This window comes from Microbacterium alcoholitolerans (assembly GCF_050408615.1).
Taxonomy (GTDB): Bacteria; Actinomycetota; Actinomycetes; order Actinomycetales; family Microbacteriaceae; genus Microbacterium.
Map to the genome: position 1 here is coordinate 2,091,054 of NZ_JBNTKD010000001.1, position 23,315 is coordinate 2,114,368.

26 protein-coding genes are annotated in these 23,315 nt (G+C 68.8%); 12 read left to right on the top strand and 14 right to left on the bottom strand.

Going from position 1 to position 23,315, the window contains the following annotated elements; genetic code table 11:
• Positions 1-18: 18 nt before the first annotated feature.
• Entirely contained in the window at positions 19-930 is a 912-nt protein-coding gene (locus ACQUSX_RS10020) for a J domain-containing protein (protein ID WP_428906786.1), read from the bottom strand.
• A 32-nt stretch (positions 931-962) separates the two neighbouring features.
• Between ACQUSX_RS10020 and ACQUSX_RS10025 the strand changes: the two genes are divergently transcribed.
• Positions 963-1,142: a hypothetical protein gene (locus ACQUSX_RS10025; protein ID WP_428906787.1), complete on the top strand. Its 180-nt coding sequence runs from the start codon at positions 963-965 to the stop codon at positions 1,140-1,142.
• Positions 1,143-1,163: 21 nt separating this feature from the next.
• On the opposite strand, the gene ACQUSX_RS10030 is transcribed toward ACQUSX_RS10025, so the two are convergent.
• From ACQUSX_RS10030 to ACQUSX_RS10045, 4 genes are all read right to left on the bottom strand, one after another.
• On the bottom strand, positions 1,164-1,961 hold the full coding sequence (locus tag ACQUSX_RS10030) for an alpha/beta fold hydrolase (protein ID WP_428906788.1): 798 nt from the start codon (positions 1,959-1,961) through the stop codon (positions 1,164-1,166).
• 52 nt (positions 1,962-2,013) lie between these two features.
• Positions 2,014-3,300 (bottom strand): baeRF2 domain-containing protein, encoded by a 1,287-nt coding sequence (locus ACQUSX_RS10035; RefSeq protein WP_428906789.1) that lies wholly within the window; start codon positions 3,298-3,300, stop codon positions 2,014-2,016.
• Entirely contained in the window at positions 3,287-3,532 is a 246-nt protein-coding gene (locus ACQUSX_RS10040) for a hypothetical protein (protein ID WP_428906790.1), read from the bottom strand. Before ACQUSX_RS10040 ends, ACQUSX_RS10035 begins: the two co-directional genes overlap by 14 nt.
• Positions 3,533-3,632: 100 nt before the next feature.
• The gene (locus tag ACQUSX_RS10045) at positions 3,633-4,595 is read right to left on the bottom strand and encodes a DNA topoisomerase IB (RefSeq protein WP_428906791.1); all 963 of its coding nucleotides are present in this window, start codon (positions 4,593-4,595) and stop codon (positions 3,633-3,635) included.
• 114 nt (positions 4,596-4,709) lie between these two features.
• Here ACQUSX_RS10045 and ACQUSX_RS10050 point away from each other — a divergent pair, with 114 nt between their 5' ends.
• From ACQUSX_RS10050 to ACQUSX_RS10065, 4 genes are all read left to right on the top strand, one after another.
• Positions 4,710-4,961, top strand: a complete 252-nt coding sequence (locus ACQUSX_RS10050; protein WP_428906792.1) for a DUF2188 domain-containing protein — start codon at positions 4,710-4,712, stop codon at positions 4,959-4,961.
• 161 nt (positions 4,962-5,122) lie between these two features.
• Positions 5,123-6,637: an MATE family efflux transporter gene (locus ACQUSX_RS10055; protein ID WP_428906793.1), complete on the top strand. Its 1,515-nt coding sequence runs from the start codon at positions 5,123-5,125 to the stop codon at positions 6,635-6,637.
• 179 nt (positions 6,638-6,816) lie between these two features.
• A complete protein-coding gene (locus ACQUSX_RS10060; RefSeq protein WP_428906794.1) occupies positions 6,817-7,248 on the top strand; it encodes a hypothetical protein in 432 nt (143 codons plus the stop codon).
• A gap of 148 nt (positions 7,249-7,396) precedes the next feature.
• The gene (locus ACQUSX_RS10065; protein ID WP_428906795.1) at positions 7,397-8,563 is read left to right on the top strand and encodes a hypothetical protein; all 1,167 of its coding nucleotides are present in this window, start codon (positions 7,397-7,399) and stop codon (positions 8,561-8,563) included.
• Between the two features lie 167 nt (positions 8,564-8,730).
• Here ACQUSX_RS10065 and ACQUSX_RS10070 read toward each other — a convergent pair whose 3' ends face one another.
• From ACQUSX_RS10070 to ACQUSX_RS10080, 3 genes are read right to left on the bottom strand one after another with little or no spacing between them, the layout of a single operon-like run.
• Positions 8,731-9,654, bottom strand: a complete 924-nt coding sequence (locus tag ACQUSX_RS10070; RefSeq protein ID WP_428906796.1) for an HAAS signaling domain-containing protein — start codon at positions 9,652-9,654, stop codon at positions 8,731-8,733.
• Positions 9,644-9,988: a PadR family transcriptional regulator gene (locus ACQUSX_RS10075; RefSeq protein ID WP_428906797.1), complete on the bottom strand. Its 345-nt coding sequence runs from the start codon at positions 9,986-9,988 to the stop codon at positions 9,644-9,646. Before ACQUSX_RS10075 ends, ACQUSX_RS10070 begins: the two co-directional genes overlap by 11 nt.
• Before the next feature lie 42 nt (positions 9,989-10,030).
• Entirely contained in the window at positions 10,031-10,945 is a 915-nt protein-coding gene (locus ACQUSX_RS10080; RefSeq protein ID WP_428906798.1) for a hypothetical protein, read from the bottom strand.
• 190 nt (positions 10,946-11,135) lie between these two features.
• Between ACQUSX_RS10080 and ACQUSX_RS10085 the strand changes: the two genes are divergently transcribed.
• Together ACQUSX_RS10085 and ACQUSX_RS10090 are read left to right on the top strand one after the other, a co-directional pair.
• On the top strand, positions 11,136-11,768 hold the full coding sequence (locus ACQUSX_RS10085) for an acyl-CoA synthetase (protein ID WP_428906799.1): 633 nt from the start codon (positions 11,136-11,138) through the stop codon (positions 11,766-11,768).
• Positions 11,765-12,175, top strand: a complete 411-nt coding sequence (locus ACQUSX_RS10090; protein WP_428906800.1) for a hypothetical protein — start codon at positions 11,765-11,767, stop codon at positions 12,173-12,175. The genes ACQUSX_RS10085 and ACQUSX_RS10090 overlap by 4 nt, the downstream gene beginning before the upstream one ends.
• A gap of 30 nt (positions 12,176-12,205) precedes the next feature.
• Here the strand turns inward: ACQUSX_RS10090 and ACQUSX_RS10095 are convergent, their stop codons facing one another.
• The 3 genes from ACQUSX_RS10095 to ACQUSX_RS10105 all read right to left on the bottom strand — a co-directional run bounded on the left by ACQUSX_RS10095 (position 12,206) and on the right by ACQUSX_RS10105 (position 15,468).
• The gene (locus ACQUSX_RS10095; protein WP_428929966.1) at positions 12,206-13,342 is read right to left on the bottom strand and encodes a PQQ-dependent sugar dehydrogenase; all 1,137 of its coding nucleotides are present in this window, start codon (positions 13,340-13,342) and stop codon (positions 12,206-12,208) included.
• Between the two features lie 201 nt (positions 13,343-13,543).
• Positions 13,544-14,917, bottom strand: coding sequence for an adenylosuccinate lyase (gene purB / locus ACQUSX_RS10100; RefSeq protein WP_428907625.1), 1,374 nt, complete (start codon positions 14,915-14,917; stop codon positions 13,544-13,546).
• 5 nt (positions 14,918-14,922) lie between these two features.
• Positions 14,923-15,468 carry a low molecular weight protein-tyrosine-phosphatase gene (locus ACQUSX_RS10105; RefSeq protein ID WP_428906802.1) on the bottom strand — a complete coding sequence of 182 codons (546 nt, stop codon included), beginning with the start codon at positions 15,466-15,468 and terminating at the stop codon, positions 14,923-14,925.
• A 113-nt stretch (positions 15,469-15,581) separates the two neighbouring features.
• Here ACQUSX_RS10105 and ACQUSX_RS10110 point away from each other — a divergent pair, with 113 nt between their 5' ends.
• Positions 15,582-15,848 carry a hypothetical protein gene (locus ACQUSX_RS10110; RefSeq protein WP_428906803.1) on the top strand — a complete coding sequence of 89 codons (267 nt, stop codon included), beginning with the start codon at positions 15,582-15,584 and terminating at the stop codon, positions 15,846-15,848.
• Positions 15,848-17,155 carry a hypothetical protein gene (locus ACQUSX_RS10115; protein ID WP_428906804.1) on the top strand — a complete coding sequence of 436 codons (1,308 nt, stop codon included), beginning with the start codon at positions 15,848-15,850 and terminating at the stop codon, positions 17,153-17,155. Before ACQUSX_RS10110 ends, ACQUSX_RS10115 begins: the two co-directional genes overlap by 1 nt.
• A 14-nt stretch (positions 17,156-17,169) precedes the next feature.
• Here ACQUSX_RS10115 and ACQUSX_RS10120 read toward each other — a convergent pair whose 3' ends face one another.
• Positions 17,170-17,571 (bottom strand): phage holin family protein, encoded by a 402-nt coding sequence (locus ACQUSX_RS10120; protein WP_428906805.1) that lies wholly within the window; start codon positions 17,569-17,571, stop codon positions 17,170-17,172.
• A gap of 72 nt (positions 17,572-17,643) precedes the next feature.
• Between ACQUSX_RS10120 and ACQUSX_RS10125 the strand changes: the two genes are divergently transcribed.
• Positions 17,644-18,711, top strand: coding sequence for a histidinol-phosphate transaminase (locus ACQUSX_RS10125; protein WP_428906806.1), 1,068 nt, complete (start codon positions 17,644-17,646; stop codon positions 18,709-18,711).
• 28 nt (positions 18,712-18,739) lie between these two features.
• Here ACQUSX_RS10125 and ACQUSX_RS10130 read toward each other — a convergent pair whose 3' ends face one another.
• Complete coding sequence (locus tag ACQUSX_RS10130) at positions 18,740-20,173, bottom strand: sulfatase-like hydrolase/transferase (protein WP_428906807.1); 1,434 nt, start codon at positions 20,171-20,173, stop codon at positions 18,740-18,742.
• Positions 20,170-21,267: an ROK family transcriptional regulator gene (locus ACQUSX_RS10135; protein WP_428906808.1), complete on the bottom strand. Its 1,098-nt coding sequence runs from the start codon at positions 21,265-21,267 to the stop codon at positions 20,170-20,172. The genes ACQUSX_RS10130 and ACQUSX_RS10135 overlap by 4 nt, the downstream gene beginning before the upstream one ends.
• A gap of 110 nt (positions 21,268-21,377) precedes the next feature.
• Between ACQUSX_RS10135 and ACQUSX_RS10140 the strand changes: the two genes are divergently transcribed.
• Both ACQUSX_RS10140 and ACQUSX_RS10145 read left to right on the top strand, forming a co-directional pair.
• Positions 21,378-22,346, top strand: a complete 969-nt coding sequence (locus ACQUSX_RS10140) for a carbohydrate ABC transporter permease (protein WP_428906809.1) — start codon at positions 21,378-21,380, stop codon at positions 22,344-22,346.
• An 11-nt stretch (positions 22,347-22,357) separates the two neighbouring features.
• The gene (locus tag ACQUSX_RS10145) at positions 22,358-23,269 is read left to right on the top strand and encodes a carbohydrate ABC transporter permease (RefSeq protein WP_428906810.1); all 912 of its coding nucleotides are present in this window, start codon (positions 22,358-22,360) and stop codon (positions 23,267-23,269) included.
• The last annotated feature ends 46 nt before the right edge of the window (positions 23,270-23,315 follow it).

A 23,315-nucleotide genomic window follows, 5' to 3' on the forward strand; every position in this document is an offset into this window, starting at 1 on the left:
CCGCACTCGCAGTCGCGCTCAGGGCACCCGCACCCGCACCGTCTGCGCCAGCCGGGTGCGCACATCGAACGCCTCGTTGCCGCCCAGCACGCGCGCGCCGGGAACGCCCGAGCGCAGCACGGCGCGAACGGCGCTGCGGCGCACGACGACGACCGGCATGCCCCGGATGCTGCCGAGCGGCGTGACCAGTTCGGCCAGATCCTCGTCTGGAAGGATCAGGATCGCTCCGCCGAATCGCACCCTCGCCGCTTTCGCGATGACCCGGATGCGCGCCAACATGTCTGCGACCGGAGTGCTGCCGTGCACCGCGGCGCCGATCACCTCGCCCTGCCGGAACCGCACGGTGTCGCCGAAGTCCTCCGACACCAGCGCATACAGCCCGCTCGGGCTCAGCACCACGTGGTCGAGGGTGTCGTCGTCGCCGGTGACGACGTCGTGCCAGGCCGTGAATCCGATGCCCAGTTCGTCGATCGCTGCGGCCGTCTCTTCTGCGGCGAGGGCATCGGCCAGCATCCGACGCACCTCCCACGGCGCCGAGCGCACCACGGCCGGGTCGTAGGCCTGCGCGTCGGTCGCGTCGTGACCGAGATGCTCGCGCAGCAGCTCGCGGAAGCGTTGGCGGCGCCAGGCGCCGGCCACGCCATATGAGCGACCGCGCGGACGCGTGCCGGTGGCCGTGCGCGTCGACGACGGCGCCCACCGGCTGCCGTCGCGCCCGCGGTCGTATGCAGCACGGGCATCCGATGTGCCGATGAGCTCCCATGCGCGCTGCACACGCACGAACGTCGCGGCGTCGCCGCCCGTGTCGGGGTGGGTCTGGCGCAGGCGGAGCCGGTACGCCCGGCGCAGGTCGTCGTCGGATGCCGTCGCTGCGACGCCGAGGAGTTCGTAGGCGGATGCCGCAAGCGGGCCGTCGAAGGTCACGATCACACGTTAGACGCTGTTCCTCTTAGGCTGGAGCCATGACCAAGAGCACCATCTGGACCATCGTCGGTGTCGTCGTCGCGGTCGTGATCGCCTGGTGGATCGTGAGCGCACTGCTCTCGGTGCTGTGGTTCGTCGTGAAGCTCGCCCTGGTCGCGGCCGTCGCGCTCGCCGTCTACATCGGCCTGCGCGCCGCCTTCCGCCACTCGGAGGACTGACGACGCTCGTCAAGCACGCGGTCAGCCCCGGAGGAATTCCAGCGCGGCGTGACGGAAGTCTCGCGACCCCGGCGCGTTGAAGTGGTGCCGCCCCGGGATCGTGAAGAACGTGCCCTGCGCTGCGGCCTCTGCGAGCCGCCGTGAGCCGTCGATCACGCCGTCCTCCGAGCCGGTCGCGAACAGCACCGGCTGCTGCGGCGCCATGCTCGGGTCGGGGTCGATCGAGCGCGAGTCGCGCATGCCCTCCGCGAGGGCGAGCAGCGCGTACAGATCGTTGCCGGGCACCCGCTCGGCGAGAGCGATGTAGTTCTGCGTGACCGGGTCGGTGACGGGGATGCCCTCGGCGGCGTACTGGTGCACCTGATCGATGTCGAGACGTTCGAGCGGGATGCCGTCGGGCACGCCCCCGAGCACCGCGCGCGGGATCCGCTCGCCGAGGTCCTGCGTGATCTGCCAGCCGACGCGTGCGCCTAGCGAGTAGCCGATGTAGAAGGTCTCGTCGACCAGGAAGGTGTCGAGCACTGCCTCGACGTCGGATGCCAGGCTGCGCACCGTGTAGCCGTCCGCGTCATGCGGTTTCTCGCTCTTCCCGTGCCCGCGAAGGTCGATGCCGAGCACCCGGTAGCCCTCGCGCTCCAGCATCCGAGCCCAGCCGGTGAGCACCCACGTGTCGCGCGTGCTCGAGGCGAAGCCGTGCACGATCACCACGGCCGGGGCGTCCAGCTCACCCCAGCTGTAGGTCGCCAGCGCCACGCCTTCGCCGACCTCGACGAACTGGGCAGGCGGCATCTGGGTCAGCTGTGCGAGAGGAATGGCCACCCCTCCATCATGCTCCTGTCCCGCCGCACCGGGCGGGACAGGAGCATCGTGTTCACGCGTCGGGATCAGCGCCCTCCGCCTGCGAGGGGTGACCCTCGGTCTGCGGATCCGGTCTGGTCGGCGGGTCATCCGGATCCTCGCCCTCGGCCTGACTCGGGTGATCCCCTCCGCCGGCATCCGACGCCTGGCCGGAATCGGATGCCCCGGCTGCCACCGCCCAGCGCAGCACGGCGAGCGGCTGGGCGGCGGTGCTGTCATCGAACGGCTCGCCCTCCGGGGGCTCCTCCTCGAGGAACACGAGCTGCGCATCCGTGAGCACAGCCGCGCGGACCAGCGCCTGAATCGCAGGCAGCGGAACGCCGGCGCCCGCGTCGAACGAGTCCGCGGAACTCACCGCGATCCACGGCTCTGCCGGCAGAGCGAGCAGCGTCGACGAATCGGACATGCGCTCGTCGAGCAGCAGCGTGTCGACCTGCGCCTGCTGCAGCGCCTCCACCACGGCGCTGATGCCCTCGGCGCCATTGATGCCGTCGCGCTCGGCCGCCCGGTCGCGCAGTGCGCTCACCCGCGAGTCGTGAGACAGCGAGACAGTCTCGTCGATCGCCTCGATGAGCGTGCTGTCGTCCGCACCCGCCGCGCGGGTGATGACATCCACCTCGACGACGACCTCCAGAGCCTCCGGGCTGATGCTCTCGAGCAGCAGTCCGCGCACATGCGCATCGCCCGTCACGAAGATGTGGCTGGGGTGGTGACTGCGCACGATTCGGTCGATCTCCTCCGCGACCTCGTCCTGATTGCGCTGCCACACCTCCTCGACGCTGCGCTGGAACCGCGCCTGCGACCATCCGCCGGCGTTGACCTTCGTGATCGGGTCATCCTCACCCGATATCTGCTGCTCGTGCTCGGGGACGGCTCGCCCCAGTCGCTGCAGCGAGAGGTCGGCGCCGTCGCGTGCGGTCTCCACGACGAGGATGCGAGTCTCGTCGGCGCGATGCAGCAGGAGTGGCAGGACATCCGGGAAAGCTCCGAACGACAGCCGCTCCGGGCCGCGTCTTGCCGTCGCCCAGCCGGTTTCGGCGACGATGCGGCCGTCGGCTGCCAGCAGCCAGCGCGCAGATGGTGCGGGTGTGCCGGTGTCATCCGGCAGCACGTCGACGATCACCTCCGCGTCATGTTCGGGGATGCCCGCTTCGAGCATGCCGTCCTTCAGGGAGCGCATCCGGCTCTCCACCGCACCAGGCGGCTCGCCCTGCGGCCCGTCCGTGTACACAGTGCTCCAGTGGCCGGGCTCGGCGAGCAGGTCGCGAAGGCTCCGGCCTCCGACGTCAGGCGAGCTCATCGTCGGCCTCCTGATCATCGGCGGCCTGCTGATCATCGGCGACTTCTGGGCCGCTGCGCTCGAACGCCTCCTGCACCTCTTCGGAATCGGTGTCGTCCGGCAGCGGCTCCGTCTCGCGAAATGGCTCCGCGTGCGGAGCGCCGTGGCCCTGCACCATGCCGCGGGACTCCTGTTCGAGCTGCTCGTCGAGGTTCGGTCCGTGCGTGGTGTTGCCGCGTTGTGCGTCGCTCATGTCACTCTCCTTCGATCGAGGTTCATCCGCGACGCTAGGCGCGAGTGCTCGATCGTCACACCGGGTTGACCCGTTGCGCGACTGCGGCTAGGCGCCGGGCTCAGCGCAGCAGCTCGACCAACTGGCCTTCCACACGCCGCGTCGGATCGACCGTCACGCCCTCCTCGTACAGGTCGAACAGGCGGGGATCGACGTAGCTCGAACGCGCCACCGCCGGAGTGTTGCCCAGGGCGGCGGCGGTTGCGCGCACGGCCGCGACGATCGCTTTGCTGCGTGCGGATGCCGTGGTCTTCGGCCCCGTGACGGCGAGGGACTGCGCTGCGATGACCGTGCCGTGCATCGTGCGGAAGTCCTTCGCCGTGAACTCGCCGCCGGTCCGCGCGCGCACGTCGTCGTTGATGTCGGATGCGCGCAGCGGATGCCATCCCCGCTCGTCCCGCCAGGAGAGCAGCAGTACCCGCGGGCCGCGACGCTTGAGGTCGGTGATGAGCGCGGCGAGGTCTTCGTCAGCCACCTCCGACTCCCACGGCTGACCGCTCTTGCCCGGGAACTTCAGCTCGACGACCTGTTCGCCGTGCACGCGGGCGTGTGCCCCGCGCAGGGTGACCAGGCCGATGCTGCCGTGCTGCTTCGCGTACCGCTCCGATCCCACCCGCAGCAGCGCGGCATCCAGCATCCGGAAGGCACCGGCGAGCACCCGCGTGCGGCCGCAGTCGTCGGCGCGCAGGTCACGGGTGACTCCGCGGCGCACGATGGGGATGATCTCGGCGAGATCCAGCATCCGATCGAACTTCTCGTTCGACACCCGCTCCTGCCAGGCCGGGTGATAGATGTACTGCCGGCGTCCCGCAGCATCCGTCCCCATCGCCAGGATGTGCCCGTTCTCGTGCGGGCTGATCCAGACATCCGTCCACGCGGGCGGGATGGCGAGGGAGCGCAGCGCAGCGATGGCGGCGGAGTCCTCGATACGGGCGCCGTCCGCTGCGCGGTACTCGAACCCGAACCCGCGACGCACGCGCGTCAGCCCGGATGAGTGCGGATCGCTGCGCCGAAGTCGAGTCATGCTCTTGTGAGTACCCCGCCGCCGGGGGAGGGCGCAAGCCCCTGCGTGTGTCCGCGGCCGCGGGGTTATCCTGCCGGTTCGCCGCGGGATGCGCGGCGGACGGAGGGAGCGGTGATGGCGCGCGGAGATGTCGAGACGATCTCGAAGAACGGACAGTGGGTGAATCGCGTCGAGGGAGAGGCGGAGTTCTCTCAGGGCTACGCCTCGAAGGAGGAGGCGATCGAGGAGGGTGCCAGGCTCGCGGCGGAGACCGGGGCGCACCACACGGTGCGGGATGCACCGGCGACGGGCGTCGTCACGGATGAGCAGGAGACGGACCGGGACGGAGGGCCGGACGACGTGATCGACGTCGAGGACCTTCCCTGACTCGCTATCGGATGCCGAGGTGAGGGGCTGACCTCAAGGAGAGCTTCCGTTTCGCCGAATCGATTCGATACACTGAATCCTCGATGGCGCCGTGACCGATCACGGTGCCATTCGTGTTCTCGCCGCTCCTGGCATCCGCCCTCTCTTCACGAGATCCCTTCATGGCAACCACCCTCATCACCGGACGCCCGTGGCGCGTCATCCTGGCCTTCTCGATCCCGCTGCTCATCGGCAACGTGGTGCAGCAGCTGTACCAGTTCGTCGACACCGTCGTCGTCGGCCGTCAGCTGGGCGTCAATTCGCTCGCCGCCGTCGGAGCGACCGGCAGCCTCATCTTCCTGGTGATCGGCTTCGCCTGGGGCCTGGCGAGCGGCTTCGCGATCCCGACCGCCCAGGCGTTCGGCGCAGGGGATGCCCGTGGCGTGCGCCGCTCGGTAGCCACCGGAACCCTCCTGACCGCCGTGACGAGTCTGATCCTCACCGTGGTCGGGCCGCTCATCGCGGGTCCCTTCCTGGTGCTGCTGCAGACGCCGCCGGAGCTGCTGGTCGAGGCGACGATCTTCACGCAGGTGACCTTCATCGGCGGCAGCACGATCATGTTCTTCAACTACCTGGCGGCGATCATCCGCTCGATCGGCGACTCGACGACCCCGCTGGTGTTCCTGACCATCTCGTGTGCGCTGAACGTGGGTCTCGTGCTGCTGATGGTCGGACCGCTGGGCTGGGGCGTCGCCGGTGCGGCATGGGCGACCGTCGTGGCGCAGGCCATCTCGGTGATCCTCTGCCTGCTGTACATGTGGCGTCGGCTGCCGGTGCTGCACGTGCACCGCGACGACTGGAAGGTGACCGGCGCCGAGGTCGCCGAGCACCTGCGACTCGGCCTGCCGATGGGCTTCCAGGCGTCGATCATCGCGATCGGCGCGCTGATCGTGCAGGTGGCGCTCAACATGCTGGGCGCCGAAGCGGTCGCGGCCTACACCGCGGCATCCCGCGTCGACAGCCTCGCGACGGCGTTCCTGGCCTCGCTGGGGCTTGCCGCATCGATGTACGCCGCGCAGAACCTCGGCGCACGCCGCCCGGATCGCATCCGCCGCGGCACGATCCAGGCGATCTGGATGGCTGTCATCACCTCGCTCATGCTGGGCGCGGTGATGATCGTGTTCGGCTCTTCGGTCGTGCGGCTGTTCGTCGGAGATGGCGCTGAGGAGGTCGTCGAGATGGCGCACCTCATGCTGATCATCAACGGTGTCAGCTATTCGATGCTCGGCGTGCTGTTCGTGCTGCGCGGGGTGCTGCAGGGCATCGGCCGGGTGCTGGTGCCGACGGTGACCGGCGTGATCGAGCTCATCATGCGCGTCGTCGCCGCCGTGGTGCTGGGGGCGATCTTCCACTTCGCCGGTGTGGCGCTCAGCAACCCGCTGGCCTGGCTCGGAGCGATCGTCCTGCTCATCCCGGCCTACGTTCGCGCGCACCGCGAGTTCGCGAAGATGCCGGTGGCGCCTGTCGAGCCGACGCTCACCACGCCGATCTCGACGCTGACCACTCCGATTCCGGTCATCGGCCCGAGCGAGGGCTCGAGGATGGTGGATGCCGTGTTCACCGCACCCGTGCCGGTGATCACTCCTCGGCTGACGAAGCTGCGCATTCCGAGGCCGGGACGCCGACGGAAGGACTGACGACCGCCCCGGCGTTCTCCGGGGCGTCACCTGCCGGAAGGATGTCATCCTCCAGGATGATGCCGAATCGTTCTTCGGACGGGGTGACAACGGCATCTATCCGCGTAACCTTGTTGTCAGAGGCGCGCCGGGGGGCGGCGTGCCGATGACCGGGGGGTCTGGATATGTCCACTCTTGCAGTGACCAACACGCTGGCCATGTTCTTCGTGCCGATCGGGATGGCCGGCGCCGCACTCGCGATCGCCTGCGCACTCGTCGCGGCGTTCGCCGTCGCGCGCGGCGCGGCCGGCCTCGCCGGCGGAGCGATCGGCGTGTGGATTGTCGGTGCGCTGCTGAGTCTCGCGGCCTCGTTCGCGACCGAGTGGATGCCCCTGCTCGTCGCGCTGAGCGCGCTCGCGGCTGGGCTCGCGCTCGGCGGCGTGATCCGGATGCTGGTGCTGACCACCCGCGCGAAGCCGGTGACCGCACAGGTCAAGGTGTCGTCCCAGAACGCGTCCGCTGCGACGCCGCACGTGTCGCAGACAGCCGCGTCGTCGCCGGCTGCACCTGCATCGTCGGCGCGCACTCACACGTCATCCGTCAAGACCTCCAGCACGCCCGTCGCCGCCTGACTGTCGCGTCGCTTTTGTCGATCCTGCACAAGAAACTCAGTCTCGCCTGACTGGGCACTTGGTTTCAACACGCAAGAGTGGCTGGGGGTGCGCTGCCCGACTCTACGCTCACCGGAGGCAATGATGCCTTGAACCTCTGGAGTCCTCAATGACGAGTGCAACACCTCACGCGCATGGCCTCGGCATGCGCATCGCCGTCATCGTCCTCAGCGTCCTGCTGGCCGGGATGATGGTCCTCTACTTCGCCACCACGAGTCGCATCGCGGCCGGAGCCGCGGAACTCGCCGACGGATCGAACACGGCGCACGACGGCTCGACAGAACTCGCCGCGGGCGCCGCTTCCCTGTCGGCGGGCGTCGGTGCTGCGAATGACATCTCCGGGCAGGTGCTCGCCGGCGCGAGCACGCTCAGCACGACTCTCGCCGCCGGCGTGACCGACCAGGTGCGCACGCTGGCGACGCCGGCGACCGCCGATGCGCTCGCCGGTCTCGCTGCGAGTGCGCCGACGAACTCACAGAAGCTCGCCGATGCGCTGGCAGGTCTTGCGGCCGCGGATGCCGACAATGCGCAGCTGCAGCAGCTCGCTGCGCTCGCCGCCGGGGTCGACCAGCAGGTCGATGGCATGGCCGCCCCGACCGCAGCGGCTTCGTCGCTGGCGCGGGGCCTGGTCTCGGCCTCTGCCGGCGCTCAGCAGGTGGCGGGCGGCGCGAACGTCCTGGTCAACGGCGACAAGGCGAAGGGGTGGCCGGGGACGGTCGGTCTCGTCGTCGGCGCGAGTGATCTGTCCAGCGGCGCGAACGCACTCTCCGCCGGCACCGCGAAGGTCGCAGCCGGCGCCGCGGACCTGCGTGCGGGCAGCGACCAGCTCGTCACTGGCGCCGTCGACCTCACCACAGGGCTGGAGACGCTCTCCGCCGGTGCGACCCGCTTGAACGCCGGTGCGAGCCGTCTGAACACCGGTGCGAGCGAGCTGACCGTCGGCGCTGAGAAGCTGGCCGTCGGCACGGGGACCCTCAGCGCAGGGGCATCCGACCTCACCGACGGCGTCGAGGCGCTCGCCGCGGGCGCGACCGCGGTCGACGAGGGCACTGCGCAGCTCGCCGCAGGCGGCGGGGAGCTGTCGGGAGGCGCCGCTGCGCTGCAGGACGGCAACGGGCAGATCGCGGCCGGCTCGACGCAGCTCGCCAGCGCCACCGCCGGCGCCGCGCCGTCGACTGTCCCGTGGGTCGCCGGAGTTGCCCTGGCCGGCCTGATCGCAATCGGCTTCTGGGTCGGTCATCGCGTCAGCCACCGCCGCGCGCTCGCCGCGTCCTGAGCGGCTGGATGCGTCGGGGCGGGATGCTGCCGTCCCACGTCTGCGGCACTTTCCTGCATCCGCGCCATCCACCGATGTGGCGGATGCAGGAAGGTGCAGCGCACGGGCGACGCGGTGCGTTCGCGTCGCCGGTCAGCGCACCCGGTCAGCGACGGCAGCGCACCCGGTCAGCGACGGCGTGCGGCGGTGACGGCGTGCGTGAGGCCGATCGTGAGCCAGAGCCCACCGAGCCAGACGAACAACAGGGTGAGCAGCCCACCCGAGACGAGTCCGACGATCAGCACGAACAGGCCGATGGCGGTGAGCGCCCAGCCGGCGGCACGGAATCCGACGACGATGAGCGCGGCCAGCGCGAGCACGCCGGCCAAGAGCACCCAGCCCCAGGAATCGATGCCCACACTCGGTCCGACCGGGTCGTCGGCGTAGCGGCCGGGCATCCCGCCGAAGACGGGGATCAGGAACGACAGCACCGGCAGAGCCGCCAGCACACCGCCGGCGATCCGCCATCCGATTCCGAATCCGGACCCGCGCAGTCGCACCCAGGCGACCAGTGCGGCCCAGCTCAGCAGCACACTCGGCAGGAAGAATCCGCCGATGGTGAAGCCGCCGATCAGCGCCAGCGCGGTGACCAGCCCGGCGCAGATGATCGTGACGGGTGTGCGTGCCGCACGACCCACCGCCAGCGGCACGACCGTGATCAGCGCGGGGACCAGCGCGATGAGGGCCGGCCAGAGTCCCTGCATCTCGAAGAGGGTCTTCAGTCCCTCGTCGGTCGCGAACGACGGCATGATGAAGGCGACGACGACTCCCGTGACCACCGCCATCACCACGGCCGCGCCCTGCAGCACGCGCCAGGCGCGTTCGGCGCGGGCATCCGATTCCGCGGACGCGACGCCGAACTCCTCATGCGCCCGCTCGGCGATCGTGCGCGGCGTGCCGAGGCCGCGGATGGTCTCATCGACCGGCTGGCCGGCGTCCGCGGCATCCGCGAAGTGCTCGCGCAGGTCATCGAGCACCGCGGTGCGGTGCTCGGGGGCGATGTCGCGCAGCATCCGCTCCACTGAGCGCAGGTAGGTGTCTTCAGTGCTCATCGCGCCCTCCGAGGATGCTGTCGACTTCGGTGCCGAGAGCTCGCCACACCTCGATGAAGGTGGCGAGCTGCTCACGGCCCGCGTCGGTGATCGTGTAGTACTTGCGGGGTCGACCGCCGCCGACGGCCGCGGTGCGGGTGGTGACAAGACTGCTCTCGCGCATGCGAGACAGCAGCGGGTACAGGCTTCCTTCTCCGGCGATGAGGCCGCGGGCCTGCAGTTCGCCCGCCAGTTCCAGCCCGTAGCGCTCCGTGTCGGCGAGCAGGCCGAGCACACAGAACTCCAGCACCCCTTTGCGGAGGTTCGTGGCAATGCGCTCGGCGCTCTCGGTCATGCGATCAGAGTAACCTTGTGACGCAAGTATTGCAATACAAGATTACGGGGATCGGTCGTCCCAGCCCCACCGCAGCGACAGGGCGCCGGGGCCGAAGCTGCGCCGCACCGCGTGGATGGAGACCGCACCGGCCAGGTCGCGCGGCGTCACCACCTCTCCGGATGGTGTCTCCTCGACCTCTTCGATCCAGGTCGGGATCGCCTCAGGGTGAAAACGTGCCCACAGCAGCAGCTCGCGGCACTGCAGCGAGATGCCGTGTCCGCTGCCATCGCCCTCGGGATAGTCCGCGGGATACTCGGCGGCCCATTCGATGATGGCCGACTCCGGCGTCGTGATCGGTCGATCCAGCGCGAACAGGAATCCGTGCACGGTGCGGCTGGGATCGGTGTGCGTCTTCGCGATCCGCCCGCCGCCCAGCGCGACGAACACGGGGCTGGTGGCCGGGGTCTCTTCGGTGATCTCGACGAAGGGGATCTCCGAGATCACGCCGGAGGTGCCCTGCACGACGAGCCGGGTGGTGCGTCGCAGGATCTTGCGGTCCGCCCCGACGTCGCTGACGGCGTGGATGCTGAGCTCGCGCGTCGGATCCGGGTACGTCGCGCCCATGGCGACGAAGGTGTCGCGCACACGCTGCTCGAGTGACAGCTGGTCGAAGGGGAAAGCGGTCGGCCCCAGCGGACCCGTGCGCAGCGTCGGACCGAGCCGCTCGGTCAGCGCCCCCGGATCCAGTCCGAGCAGATCCTCGATGTCGGCGACGGCTGCGAGCGACTGCGCGCCCTCCGGCCTGCGGTCGCCGGAGCGCCAGTAGCTCAGCGTCGCCATCGAGACCGCGTTCCCGCGGTCCGTCAGCCGCTGGTGCAGGCGGGCGAGTGTCATGCTGCGCGCGTCGATCGCCTCGCGCAGCGCGGAGGCGAACGGCGTCATCGCGCGTGCGCCGGAGGTGCTCTCGATCGTCACAGCAGTGCTCCCGGTATGTGAAGGCCTTCCGCATAGATTGGCATACCGATACGGCGTCGATCCCTTCTGGGGAGGGAGAGGCGGTCCGACCCCGCTGGGGTGGGGGTTCGGCGATCGCCTGGGGAGGCCGCCGAACCTCCTTCATAGGGGCCCGGCGTAGACTGGGCGGGTCACCGATTCGAGGTCGTTCATGCCTGCCCCTTCCCGTCCGTTCACTGCGCGTCACGTGCAGCTGAGCCGTGCCGCGCTCGCCGCTGTCGCGGCCATCATGATCACCTTCTCTCCGGACCATTCCGCCGCTGTCGGACTTGCCGTGTTCGGGGGCTTCGCGATCGTCACCGCGTTCGTGCTGATCCTCGCCGCGATCCTCGTGTACCCCGCCGGCCGAAGGTGGCCTGCGGTCATGATGGGCGGTTTCACTCTCGTGCTCGGAATGGCGGCGAGCGTGCCGACCTGGCGGTCCGAGACGCTGTTCTTCGTGCTCGTCATCGTCTGGGCTGCGCTGACCGGTCTGGTGGAGCTGCTCGCGGGCATCCGATACCGCGGCACGGACGGCGCGCGCGACGCGATGACGATCGGCGCCATGGGCCTTCTGCTGGCACTGCTGCTGCTCGTCGTGCCGGTCAATCTCACACAGCCGTACACGGTCGAGGGCAATGACTTCGTGCTCACCGGCATCGTCCTCGGCGTGGGGATGTTCGGCGCGTACGCCGCGATCGTGGCCGTGTTCCTCGGCATCGCCGGCATCACGCCGGGCGCGAAGAAGAACATCGAATCGGATGCCGGCGGCGACCGCCTGGCTGACCATGGAGGATACGCATGACCGACCCCAAGCCGACGCGCCGAGAGATCCTGCGTCCGCTGCACCTCGTGGGGATCGCCCTGGTCTGCGGCGTCTTCGCAGCGATCGTGACGCTGGTCTCGACCGGCGCCTTCACCTCGCGGGTCAACCTCGCCATCGAGAAGGGCACCTACGAGGGCCTCACGCCGATCGGACTCGGCCTGGTCATCGGCGGCATCTCGTTCATCGTCACCCTGCTCGGCCTGGCCATGCTGATGCTGGCCATCGACCCGGCGGACGTGACCAAGCACGTCGACCGTCCGGTGCTGTTCGAGGATGACGACGACGATGCTGCCGGCCAGGCTTCCGCCTCGGGCGTCGATTCCTCGTCGGACGCCGCTGCGGCTCCGGAGGATCGGCCGGCGTCGGGCGACGCTCCCACCGTGTGAATCAGTCGCCCGTCGGAGCCGCCGCCTGTGTCAGCCCTCCGGAAGGGTGAGCTGCAGCAGGCGATCATCGCCCTCGCGGCTGTCGCCCCGACCGTCGGTGTTGTTCGTGAGCACCCAGAATGTGCCGTCCGGTCCCGGCACCACATCGCGCAGCCGTCCGAACTCGCCGGCGTGCACCGCCCACGGCTGGGCGTCGGCATCCGTCGTGTCGAGCAGCCAGAGCCGCTCGCCGCGCAGGGATGCCACGTAGACGACGTCGTCGATCATCGCGATGCCGCTCGGGCTGGCATCGGCCGGCGTCCACACCGCCCTCGGATCGATGGCGTCCGCTGCTCCGGCGATGCCCTCGTGATCGGGCCAGCCGTAGTCGCCGCCGGCCTCGATGCGGTTGAGCTCGTCCCAGGTGTTCTGCCCGAACTCGCTCGCCCACAGGACGCCCTGCGAATCCCATGCGAGGCCCTGCACGTTGCGGTGCCCCAGGCTGTACACGGGCGAGTCGAAGGGGTTTCCCGGAGCGGGGTCGCCGTCGGGTGAGACCCGCAGGATCTTGCCCGCGAGAGACTCGTGATTCCGGGCCTCGTCCCTGAGCCCGGCGTCGCCGGTGGCGATGTACAGCATCCCGTCCGGACCGAACGCGATCCGACCGCCGTTGTGGTTCGACGCACGCGGGATGCCGCTGAGCACGACCTCGAGGCGGTCGATGTCGAGTGACAGCCGTCCGGGGTCGCCGGCGAGGGGCATCCGCACGACGCGGTTGTCGCTCTCTGCACCGTGATACGCATACAGCCAGCGAACGCCATCGGATTCGCGCAGTGCGAGCCCTTGCAGGCCTGACTCGCCGCCGGAGACGACGCCGGGCACGACGCCGGCGTCGCGCTGCTCGCCGTCCGGCGTCAGCTCGACGATCCGCCCATCGTCGCGCTGCGAGATCAGCGCCCCACCACTCTCGAGCGGCAGCACCGACCACGGCGCATCGAGATCGTGTGCGAGGGCGACCGGCTCGGCGCTCGCCGTCGACGACGGCGAGCCGGTGCTCGGGCCGACGCTCGTGCCCGGGCTCACCGGCGGCGCTTCGGCCTGCGTGCACGCGGTCACTGCCAGCATCCCGATCAGGATGCCGGCCGAGGCGATCTTCGCACCGGTGCGCACGTATCCAGCATGAGTCACCGTGCGTCCTGACGCCAGAGTGCGTCCTCGTCTGATCGCCTCGAACGGGCCCCGCCCCTGCTGGGCGACCCCGCCCCTGCTGGGCGACCCCGCCCCTGCTGGGCTACGCCGCCCCCGTCCATTTACGCAAATGACCAGGGGCGGGGTAGCTGACCAGGGGCGGGGCGGCTCCCGGGCGTTGGGATCGCGGCGCCGTTAGCGCTACTTCGCCAGGCGCTCGGCGAGGCCGGTGTACGTCGCGGGGGTGAGGGCCAGCAGGCGCTGCTTGGCGGCATCGCCGATCTCCAGGCCCTGCACGAACTCCGCCAGCTCCGCCGCGCCGACGCGGTGACCGCGGGTGAGCTCCTTCAGCAGCGCGTACGGGTCGGTGATGCTCGAACGGCCCGCCACGACCTCGGCGCGGATCACGGTCTGGATGGCCTCGGCCAGCACCTCCCAGTTGTGGTCGAGGTCATCGAACAGCACGTCGCGCGACAGCGAGATCTCGTTCAGGCCGCGGCGCAGGTTGTCGAGTGCGAGCAGCGAGTGGCCGAGCGCCACGCCGATGTTGCGCTGCGTGGTCGAGTCGGTGAGGTCACGCTGCAGGCGGCTGGTGACCAGCGTCTGCGACAGCGAGCCCAGCAGCGCAGCCGACAGTTCGAGGTTCGCCTCGGCGTTCTCGAAGCGGATCGGGTTGATCTTGTGCGGCATCGTCGACGAGCCGGTCGCCCCGGCGACGGGGATCTGTGCGAAGTAGCCGAGCGAGATGTACGTCCAGATGTCGGTCGCGAGGTTGTGCAGGATGCCGCCGGCGTGACGCACGCGGTCGTACAGCTCGACCTGCCAGTCGTGCGACTCGATCTGGGTGGTCAGCTCGTTGAAGTCGACGCCCAGGCCCTCGATGTACTCGCGCGACAGCTGCGGCCAGTCGACGTCGGGCTCAGCGGAGAGGTGCGCCGACCAGGTGCCGGTGGCACCCGAGAACTTCGCCAGGTACTCCGAGCCGGCGATCTGCGTGCGCACGCGCTCGAGGCGCCACGCGAACACCGCGAGCTCCTTGCCCATCGTCGACGGGGTGGCGGGCTGGCCGTGCGTGCGCGACAGCATCGCCGCATCCGCGTGCTCGACCGCCAGTTCGCGCAGCTTCGCGATCACGGCATCCAGCGCCGGCAGCCACACGCCCTCGACGGCGCGCTTGACGGTGAGCGCGTACGAGGCGGAGTTGATGTCCTCGCTGGTGCAGGCGAAGTGGGTGAGCTCGGCGATGGCATCCAGACCGAGAGATGCGAGCCGGTCGCGCACGAGGTACTCGACGGCCTTCACATCGTGGCGGGTGACCGCCTCCTTCTGTGCGAGCCAGTCGATCTCGGCCTGCCCGAAGTCGCGGTACAGCGCGCGGAGGCGCTGCTTGTCAGCATCCGACAGCGGCGAGGTCTCGAACAGCGAGCGGTCGGTGAGCGCGATCAGCCATTCGACCTCGACCTCGACGCGGGCGCGGTTCAGGCCCGCCTCCGAGAGGTAGTCGGACAGACCCGAGACGGCGGCCTGGTAGCGGCCGTCGAGGGGGCTCAGCGGCTGGATCGGAAGCGAGGGCAGAGAAGTCAGAGGAGTTCCTCCTGCTCGGGGCCCCGCATCGCGCGGGGCGACGAATGGGATGCCCGCACAGCCGGTTCGAGCTGCCTGAAGAGTCCGCGGGTCGCGGTCTCAATCATAGTCAGCACGGCATCGAACATTTCCGGGCCCGCGTAGTACGGATCGGGCACATCCATGCTCGAGGCGTGGGTGTCGAAGGCGCGCAGCAGGGTGACCTTGCCCTCGTCGTCCTCGGTGCGCGCCCAGGCCCGCAGAATGCGCTCATGTGTGCGGTCGAGTGCGACGATCAGGTCGTTCTCGGCGAAGGATGCCGCGGTGAACTGGCGTGCGCGGTGCAGGGTTCCGTCGAAGCCGCGTCGGGTGAGGGCGTCGATCGTGCGCGCGTCGGCGCGCTCGCCGACGTGCCAATCGCCGGTGCCAGCGCTGGTGGAGACGACGCGCGAGCCGAGTCCTCGATGGGAGGCGAGTGCACGCAGCACCACCTCGGCCATCGGCGATCGGCAGATGTTGCCGGTGCAGACGAAGATGACGCGGAAAGGATCCCGGTCGCTCATCGCTCCATTCTGCCTGCATCGTCGGTTCTCCCCAACGATCTGTGCGAGGAAGTTGTCCACAGTCGCCGGGAATCGGCGCCGGTCGGATGCCGCGCCGGCCGCACTCTGGATGCATGTACTCCATCGCTCCCGACGAAGCTCTCGCCGCAGGCGGACTGTGGGCCGCATTCGCGGCTCTGCGTCTGCTGCAGGACGCGGAGGATCAGCTGACTCTTGCCGAGACCGTCGCCTCCGGCATGGTCGCTGATTCGACCTGGCACAGCGAGGGCGTCAGCGCGCGGGCCCTGCGCGACGCGCTCGCACAGCTGCATCGCGGGCTCACGGCCGAGGTGGTCGCCGTGCAGGAGCAGCAGGGTGTCGTGCGGGCGGCGGTGCGCTGATGAGCGACGGCCTGGACATCACCTCGGGTGGTGCTATCTCGGTGGACTCGTCGATGGTGCGCGACATCGGCAGACGTCTCGGACAGGTCGCGAGGCGACTGCAGGATGCCGCTGATCTCGTGCACCGCGCCGCGGCGACGTGCGCGCAGACACCGGATATCGCCCGGATGGTCGGCACCGGCGGAATGACCGGATGCGCGCACCGCCTGACGGCCATGGCCGACGAGGCGCGCGACGACGCGAACGGGGTCGAGATGATGGCCGACACCTTCGAGCTGGTCGAGCTGCGCAACGAGCAGGCGGCGCTGAGCGTGCACCGGCCGGACGAGGCGATGGCGCTGCAGCGTCGCATCGATGCGCTTCTCGACGGCGATCCCGACATCGAGAAGCGGGCGGCGATGCTGATCGCCACGTGGGAGCAGGGGCGATTCGGTGACATCGCGGACCAGCCCTGGGACGACGTGGTCGATGTGATCGTGCCGGGGCCGCCGATGCTGGGCCTCGGAACGATCGGCGCGGGGTTGCTGCTGCTGTCGCACGCGGGGACCATGAGCCGGCGGGGCCTGCTGCCCTATGGCGTGGAGCTGAAGGGCGCACCGCCGCCGGTGCGGTTGGAGGCGGTGGGAAGGGGCACCGTCGCACCCGTCGCGAGCCTGAAGGACGCCTTCGAGCGGATCCCATACGGCCGCGCCGGGCAGGTCGTCGTCGAGAAGTACACGATGTCGGACGGCTCGAAGCGCTTCGTCGGCTACATCGACGGCACCCGCACAGTCATTCCCGGCACCGACGACCCGTGGGACATGGGCTCGAACTGGGATCTGTACGTCGACCGCGAGCAGGCGGCGTCGCAGGTCGCCGTCGAGAAGGCGCTGCACGCGGCCGGCGCAGAACCTGGCGACAGGGTGGAGCTTGTCGGATACTCGCAGGGTGCCGCGGGCGCGTGTTTCATCGCGATGGAGGGCGTCTACGACGTGGACTTCGTGCTCACGGCGGGCAATCCGGTCGAGCCATCACTGGCATCCGATCAGACGCTCGTCGAGGCGCGGCACCGCGGCGATGTGATCTCGAACATCGCCGGCACGGGAAGTGTCGGCGGCACGGGCTCCGCCGCGAGCTTCACCATGCACGCCGAAGTGGAGCCTGGAACGCCGATCGCCCCGCACCGGCTTCAGGAGTACATCGACACGGCCGCGCAGGCCGATGCATCCGGCGATCCGCGGGTGCGCGACCTGCATGAGGCGCTCTTCGCCGAACTCGGCGAGGCGACCAGCGTCGAGACGACCGAGTTCCGGGCCGAGCGGCCGTGAGCCTCAGATCGAGCTCAGCGACGCTCCTTCTTGCGCTGCGGGCGCAGGATTGCACCGAAGATCGCGTTGATGACCGAGATGATGATCGCGGCGACGACGCCCCACCAGAACGACTCGACGGTGAGGCCCCAGTTGAAGCCGGTCGTGATCCAGGCCGTCAGCCACAGCAGGAAGCCGTTGATGATGAACGAGATCAGCCCGAGCGTCAGGATGTACAGCGGGATCGCGACGATCTTGACGACGGTGCCCACGATCGTGTTCACCAGGGCGAAGATCGCCGCGACGACGAGGAAGGTGAGCGCGACCTGCAGGGTCTCGCCGGGCGCGAAGGGACGGATGCTGACCTCGAGCACCGGGATGAGCGTGACCACCCAGATGGCGAAGGCGTTGACGATGACGCGGACCAGGAATCGCATCTGTTGATCCTGTCACGGTTGGCGCGCGAAGTCAGTGGGTGCGGTTACGGACCCGCTCCATAGACTGATCCCGTGACCGAGCCGACCCTGCCCCGCATCCGTCCCGAGATCGCCGCGCTGCCGCCCTATCGCCAGGGCAAGCAGGCCGGTCCTGACGCGTTCAAGCTCTCGAGCAACGAGAACCCCTTCGAGCCGCTGCCATCGGTGCTCGAAGCACTGCAGACGACCACGCCGATGAACCGCTACCCGGATGCCACGGCCGGCGCGCTGCGCGCGCGACTGGGAGAGAAGTACGGCGTCGACGTCGACGCGGTGCACATCGGCACCGGTAGCGTCTCGATCCTCTACCAGCTCGTGCTGGCCACGGCATCCGTCGGCGATGAGGTCATCTACGCCTGGCGCTCGTTCGAGGCCTATCCGGGTCTGCCGCTGGTCGCCGGCGCCACCGGGGTGCAGGTGCCGCTCACCGACGGCGCGCGTCACGACCTCGACGCGATGGCGGATGCCATCACCGAGCGCACCAGGGCGATCATCGTCTGCACGCCGAACAACCCGACCGGCCCGATCGTCACCAGCGCCGAGTTCGCCGCCTTCGTCGCCCGGGTCCCCAGCGACGTGCTTGTGATCCTCGACGAGGCGTACGCCGAGTTCGTGACCGCTCCCGACGCAGTCGACGGTCTCGCCGAACGCGTCTTCGAAGAGCATCCGAACGTCGTCGTGCTGCGCACCTTCTCGAAGGCGTTCGGCCTGGCGGGCCTGCGCGTCGGCTATGCGATCGGCCACCCGCGCGTGCTCGACGCCGCCCGCACGACCGCGATCCCGCTGTCGGTGACCTCGGCCGCCGAGCGCGCCGCCATCGCCAGCCTCGACGCCGAGGACGAGTTGCGCGAGCGCGTCGCCGTCATCGTCGAGCGGCGCACGCGCCTGCTCGCAGGCCTCCGCGCGCAGGGCTGGGACGTGCCCGACTCGCAGTCGAACTTCATCTGGCTGCCCACCGGCGACGCGACCGACGATGCGGCTGCCGCGTTCGTCGCCGCCGACCTGATCGTCCGGCCGTTCTCCGGCGACGGCATCCGCATCTCAGTCGGCGAAGAGGAGTCGATCGGCCGCGTGCTCGCCGTCGCGTCACAGCTCAATTGACCGCCGACCTGCGGGATCCTTCTGCTGGTCAGTCGGTCTCGGAGTTGCCGTCGGGTGCGGGCGTCACTGCGTACGTCAGGGTGTCAGGAAGTCCTCGTGACACTGGATGCACCTGGCCGAAGCCGCGCACATCGTGGTTCCAGCCTTCCATCCCCTCGCGCGCTCGGACGCCGTACCAATCAGTCAGGTGCTGGTGAAGCTCATCGCGCAGACCCGCGCGCGACGGGTCGTCGATGAGGTTGTGCTGCTCGCCGGGATCGCTCTCTCGATCGTAGAGCTCGTCAGGGCCCTGCCTGCGATGGACATAGACCCAGCGCCCGTCCGTGATCATCCTGCCCATGCCGTACTCCGCGGCGATGACGACGACGTCGGCGCCCTGCGTCGACTCGCCACGCAGGAGCGGCGCAATCGACTCCGATGCGCGCCATTGGTCTGCCGGAATCTCGACGCCGGCCAGTTCGCAGACTGTCGAGTGCAGAGCGGTGGCGGACACCAGCGCGTCGCTCGTTCCCCTGGCGCCGCCCGGCACACTGGCGACCATCGGCACACGCACTGAAGAGTCCCAGAAGTTCAGCGGCCAGGTGCCGTTTCCCTTGCCCCACAGCCCGTGATGCCCGCAGCTGAAGCCGTTGTCCGAGAGAAACAGCACGACCGTGTCGTCGCGGATGCCCTCGTCTTCGAGCAGGTTCAGGATCTGTCCCAGACCGCGGTCCACGGCGGTCAGGGCGGCACAGTAGCCGACCAGGTGCGGATGCGGGTCGTCGTATGCCCCGTCGAAGGAGCTTGAGCCGTGAGTCCATTCGTGGCGGGGCTCGCGGGGAACGGAAGGGAACGACGACTCGCGGTAGAGGGAGGTGTACTCGTCAGGGTGTCCCTCGAGCCACGGATCATGCGGCGCGGTGTAATTCACCTGGAGGTAGAAGGGCGCATTCGGGTCGCGGTCACGGAGGAATCCGAGGGCCTCTTCCGTGATGGCGTGTGTGATGTAGCGCGGCTCGTCCACCGGTACGCCGTCCCGCCAGACCGGCGCGTTGACGTAAGGCCCACCGCCGTATCGGTGGGAGTACCAGCGCGTGAATCCCGGCGCCGGTCGACTCGCGTCGCCGAGGTGCCATTTCCCGCTCATCCAGCACTGGTAGCCGGCGCGGCTGAGGATCTCCGGAGTCGATGGCTGGCCGGCGAGGTAGTCATCGGGCCATGACTGAGGGTCACGGTCTCCGACGATCCAATCGTGCACGCCATGCGCCGAGGGCACCCGGCCCGTCAGCATCGACGCTCGGGCAGGCGAGCACACCGGGGATGCGCAGTAGAACCGTGTCAGCTCCAGCCCGTCGGCCATGAGCTCTTCGAGGTGCGGCATGTGCAGCTCGGGCATCCTGTTGGGCATCGACCACCAGCCCTGATCGTCGGTCATCACGACGACGACGTTCGGGCGAGACGCGCCCTGAGAAGTCTCGTTCATGCCTTGGTCAATCCCGTCTGCGGACCCCAGAGCTCGGGTAGGAGCCTGTCGAGGCCCGCTCGTGCCGCGCCCTTCAGGACGGCGTCGCCGGAGACTCGCGTTGGGGTGACCGGCACTCGCACAGGCCAGACCGCGGTCAAGGCGTCTTCGATCGCTTTGGAGAGCGGATCGCCCCCTCCTCGCCCGATCGGTCCTGCGAGGATGATTTCGCCTGGGTCGATGACAGTGCAGATCGCCGCGATTGCGCGGGCGATCGGGCGCGTCATCGACTCGAGGCGGAGTGGCTGCTCGACGGCGAGGCGGCTGATCAGCTCTCCCAGGTTGCCGGTCGCGGAGTTGTCAGGACCGAGCACCGGAAGCTCGCTGCCGCCAGGCATGTAGGCGATCTCGCCTGCAGCTCCATGGGCGCCGCGCCACAGGGTGCCGTCGAGCACCAGGGCTGCGGCCAGGCCCGCTGGTCCGATGGACACGAGCGCGAAGGTCTCGGCTCGACGCGCGTCGAGTTCAGCGAGTCCGAGGAGCTTGACCTGGTTCTCGAGATGCACGGGGATGCCCAGATCCTGCTCCAGGTTGGCGCGAAGGGCCCCGCGCCATTCCGGACGATGCGCGACGTAGCCGACGTCGCCGGTCTCCGGATCGACGACACCCGGCGTCGCGACGACAGCGAGTCTCACCTGATCGCGCTCGACGCCGGCCCGGGAGATCGCGGCTTCCACGCACTCGGCAACGTCGGAATGGAGTGCGTCCGAGTCCGTTGTCGGCGCGGGGGCTGACGAGGTCGACACGAACTCCCCGAGAAGATTCGAGACACTCGCCACGATCTCCTGGCGCGCCACTCTCGCCACTACGACGTGTGCACGCCGGGGGTTGATGCGATATGCCTGCGCCCGCGGACCCCGCCTGCCCTCGACCTGTCCCGCCTCCTCGATGAGTCCGTCCTCGAGGAGGCGGTCGAAGAGCTCGAGGATCGACGGCTGTGACATCCCGAGGGCTGTTCGCATCTCCGATCGCGTCATCTCCTCACGAGCTGCGAGCAGGTCGAGGGCGGCGCGGTCGTTGATGCGACGGGCGATCTGGGGAGCAACACTCTGCATACGAACCAGCATAGGGCTTTACATGTAGGAAGCCTACTGATAAGTTTCCTACGACCCGCAGGACAGCGACTTCTGCCGTCGCGCGGGTGAGGACATCAAAGGAGATTCGGATGACAGAGACGATGGAGCTGGTGATTCACCGCGATCGTTCCCCTGTGGGAGCACAGCGCGATGCTCGGCTCGCCAAATCCACGCCCTTGGCGAGGTCCCGGCGCCGCGTGTTCTGGTGGTTCGTCGCTCCCGCGGCCGTTCTCTATCTGGTGCTGATGGTCATCCCGAGCATTCAGACGCTGTGGATCAGCCTGAACAGGTGGGGCGGGGCGGGACCCATGGAGTTCGTGGGGTTCGAGAACTATCGACGCATCTTCGCCGATCCCGTTTTCATGATCTCGTTCCGCAACACACTCCTCATCTTGTTCGTGGTTGGAGGGCTGACGTTTCTGATCAGCTTCGTCCTGATGCTCGTCCTGCGCGATCTGCGCGGTCGGCGCTTCATCCGCGCGGTGATCTTCTTCCCGACGATCGTCCCCGGCGTCGTCCTCTCGATCGTCTGGGGCTTCCTCTTCCAGCATGAGGGGCTGCTGAACACCGTGCTCAGAAGCGTGGGAGTGACGGCTCCCCCGGAATGGCTGAGCGAGAACAGCCTCTTCCTCGTCATCATGCTCGGACTGGTCTGGATCAATACCGGTTTCTACGCCACCATCCTGCTGGCCTCCGTCGACAGGATCCCGCCGTACCTCTTCGAAGAGGCCGCGCTCGCCGGAGCCAACGCATATCAGCGCCTGCGACACATCATCCTGCCGCTGACCTGGGACGTGATCGGGGTGGCAGCTGTGCTCTGGACGGTCAGCTCGATCAAGATCTTCGAGTTCATCTACGCCTTCGCCGGTGGTGCAGGCTACCTTCCGTCGACGCAGGTGTGGAACACCGCCGTCTACTCCTATGCCGAGGCGTTCTCGGCCCAGGGTGTGCCCAAGTACGGCACATCCGCGGCCACCGCCATCATCATGCTGCTGCTCGTCGGCGTTCTGGTCGGGCTCTCGCGGCGGATCTTCAAGCACGAGACCATCGAGTACTAAGGCGTTCGCCCATGAACCGTTCACAGAACACTTCTCACGCCCCCGTCGCCATTGCCGTAGCCCGGAACGGCGCAGGCAAGCAGATCAACGGCCTGCTCGGGCGGGTCGGGTGGCGCACCACCATCGTCCTCGTGTGGGCGCTGGCGCTCTTCAGCGTTCTGCTTCTGGTGTGGATCTTCCTCTCCAGCTTCAAGACGACGACGGAGCTCTTCAACCATCCGTTCGCATTGCCGCAGGAATGGCGGCTGGACAACTTCACCGCAGCCTGGAATGCGAGCAACTTCGGCGTGGCGCTGACGAACAGCGTCGTGCTCGTGCTGGCCACAGGCCTCACGACTGTCGTGCTCGCCGCTCCCGCAGCGTACGCGCTCAGTCGCTTCGGGGTCGTCGGAAGCCGTCCTCTGACGATGGCATTCGCGCTCGGTGTCGGCATCCCGGTGCAGGTGATCGTGCTGCCGCTCTACCGCCTCATGAGCGATCTCTATCTCGTCAACACTCTCGAGGGCGTCTGGCTCCTCTACGTGGCGACATCGCTGCCGTTCGCGGTGTTCTTCCTCACCGGATTCTTCGTCTCGCTGCCGAAGGAGATGGAAGAGGCGGCGTCACTCGACGGTGCCGGTCCCGTGCGCACCTTCACATCGATCATGCTCCCCCTGGCCCGTTCGGGGATCGTCACGCTGCTGATCCTCAACATCATCTCGCACTGGGGGGAGACCATCATCGCGCTGGTCTTCCTCCAGAGCACCGAGCTGGAGACTCTGCCGCTAGCGCTCCTGAAGTTCCTACAGCGACTTCAGTACACCGGTGCCGATTGGGGGCAGCTGTTCGCCGGCGTCGCGATCGTCATCGGTCCCGTGCTGCTGCTCTACCTCTGGCTCGGACGGCGGATCATCGAGGGCCTCACCCTCGGTGCCGACCGCTGACCCGCCCCGCCGCACCTCTATCCCACTCAGAACATCGTGCAAATCC

Excerpts from the sequence above, each read along its gene's own strand:
- ACQUSX_RS10025 (WP_428906787.1), top strand. The coding sequence starts at position 963 with ATGACCAAGAGCACCATCTGGACCATCGTCGGTGTCGTCGTCGCGGTC.
- ACQUSX_RS10035 (WP_428906789.1), bottom strand. The coding sequence starts at position 3,300 with ATGAGCTCGCCTGACGTCGGAGGCCGGAGCCTTCGCGACCTGCTCGCC.
- ACQUSX_RS10040 (WP_428906790.1), bottom strand. The coding sequence starts at position 3,532 with ATGAGCGACGCACAACGCGGCAACACCACGCACGGACCGAACCTCGAC.
- ACQUSX_RS10045 (WP_428906791.1), bottom strand. The coding sequence starts at position 4,595 with ATGACTCGACTTCGGCGCAGCGATCCGCACTCATCCGGGCTGACGCGC.
- ACQUSX_RS10050 (WP_428906792.1), top strand. The coding sequence starts at position 4,710 with ATGGCGCGCGGAGATGTCGAGACGATCTCGAAGAACGGACAGTGGGTG.
- ACQUSX_RS10055 (WP_428906793.1), top strand. The coding sequence starts at position 5,123 with ATGGCAACCACCCTCATCACCGGACGCCCGTGGCGCGTCATCCTGGCC.
- ACQUSX_RS10065 (WP_428906795.1), top strand. The coding sequence starts at position 7,397 with ATGACGAGTGCAACACCTCACGCGCATGGCCTCGGCATGCGCATCGCC.
- ACQUSX_RS10070 (WP_428906796.1), bottom strand. The coding sequence starts at position 9,654 with ATGAGCACTGAAGACACCTACCTGCGCTCAGTGGAGCGGATGCTGCGC.
- ACQUSX_RS10075 (WP_428906797.1), bottom strand. The coding sequence starts at position 9,988 with ATGACCGAGAGCGCCGAGCGCATTGCCACGAACCTCCGCAAAGGGGTG.
- ACQUSX_RS10085 (WP_428906799.1), top strand. The coding sequence starts at position 11,136 with ATGCCTGCCCCTTCCCGTCCGTTCACTGCGCGTCACGTGCAGCTGAGC.
- ACQUSX_RS10090 (WP_428906800.1), top strand. The coding sequence starts at position 11,765 with ATGACCGACCCCAAGCCGACGCGCCGAGAGATCCTGCGTCCGCTGCAC.
- ACQUSX_RS10105 (WP_428906802.1), bottom strand. The coding sequence starts at position 15,468 with ATGAGCGACCGGGATCCTTTCCGCGTCATCTTCGTCTGCACCGGCAAC.
- ACQUSX_RS10110 (WP_428906803.1), top strand. The coding sequence starts at position 15,582 with ATGTACTCCATCGCTCCCGACGAAGCTCTCGCCGCAGGCGGACTGTGG.
- ACQUSX_RS10115 (WP_428906804.1), top strand. The coding sequence starts at position 15,848 with ATGAGCGACGGCCTGGACATCACCTCGGGTGGTGCTATCTCGGTGGAC.
- ACQUSX_RS10120 (WP_428906805.1), bottom strand. The coding sequence starts at position 17,571 with ATGCGATTCCTGGTCCGCGTCATCGTCAACGCCTTCGCCATCTGGGTG.
- ACQUSX_RS10130 (WP_428906807.1), bottom strand. The coding sequence starts at position 20,173 with ATGAACGAGACTTCTCAGGGCGCGTCTCGCCCGAACGTCGTCGTCGTG.
- ACQUSX_RS10135 (WP_428906808.1), bottom strand. The coding sequence starts at position 21,267 with ATGCAGAGTGTTGCTCCCCAGATCGCCCGTCGCATCAACGACCGCGCC.
- ACQUSX_RS10140 (WP_428906809.1), top strand. The coding sequence starts at position 21,378 with ATGACAGAGACGATGGAGCTGGTGATTCACCGCGATCGTTCCCCTGTG.
- ACQUSX_RS10145 (WP_428906810.1), top strand. The coding sequence starts at position 22,358 with ATGAACCGTTCACAGAACACTTCTCACGCCCCCGTCGCCATTGCCGTA.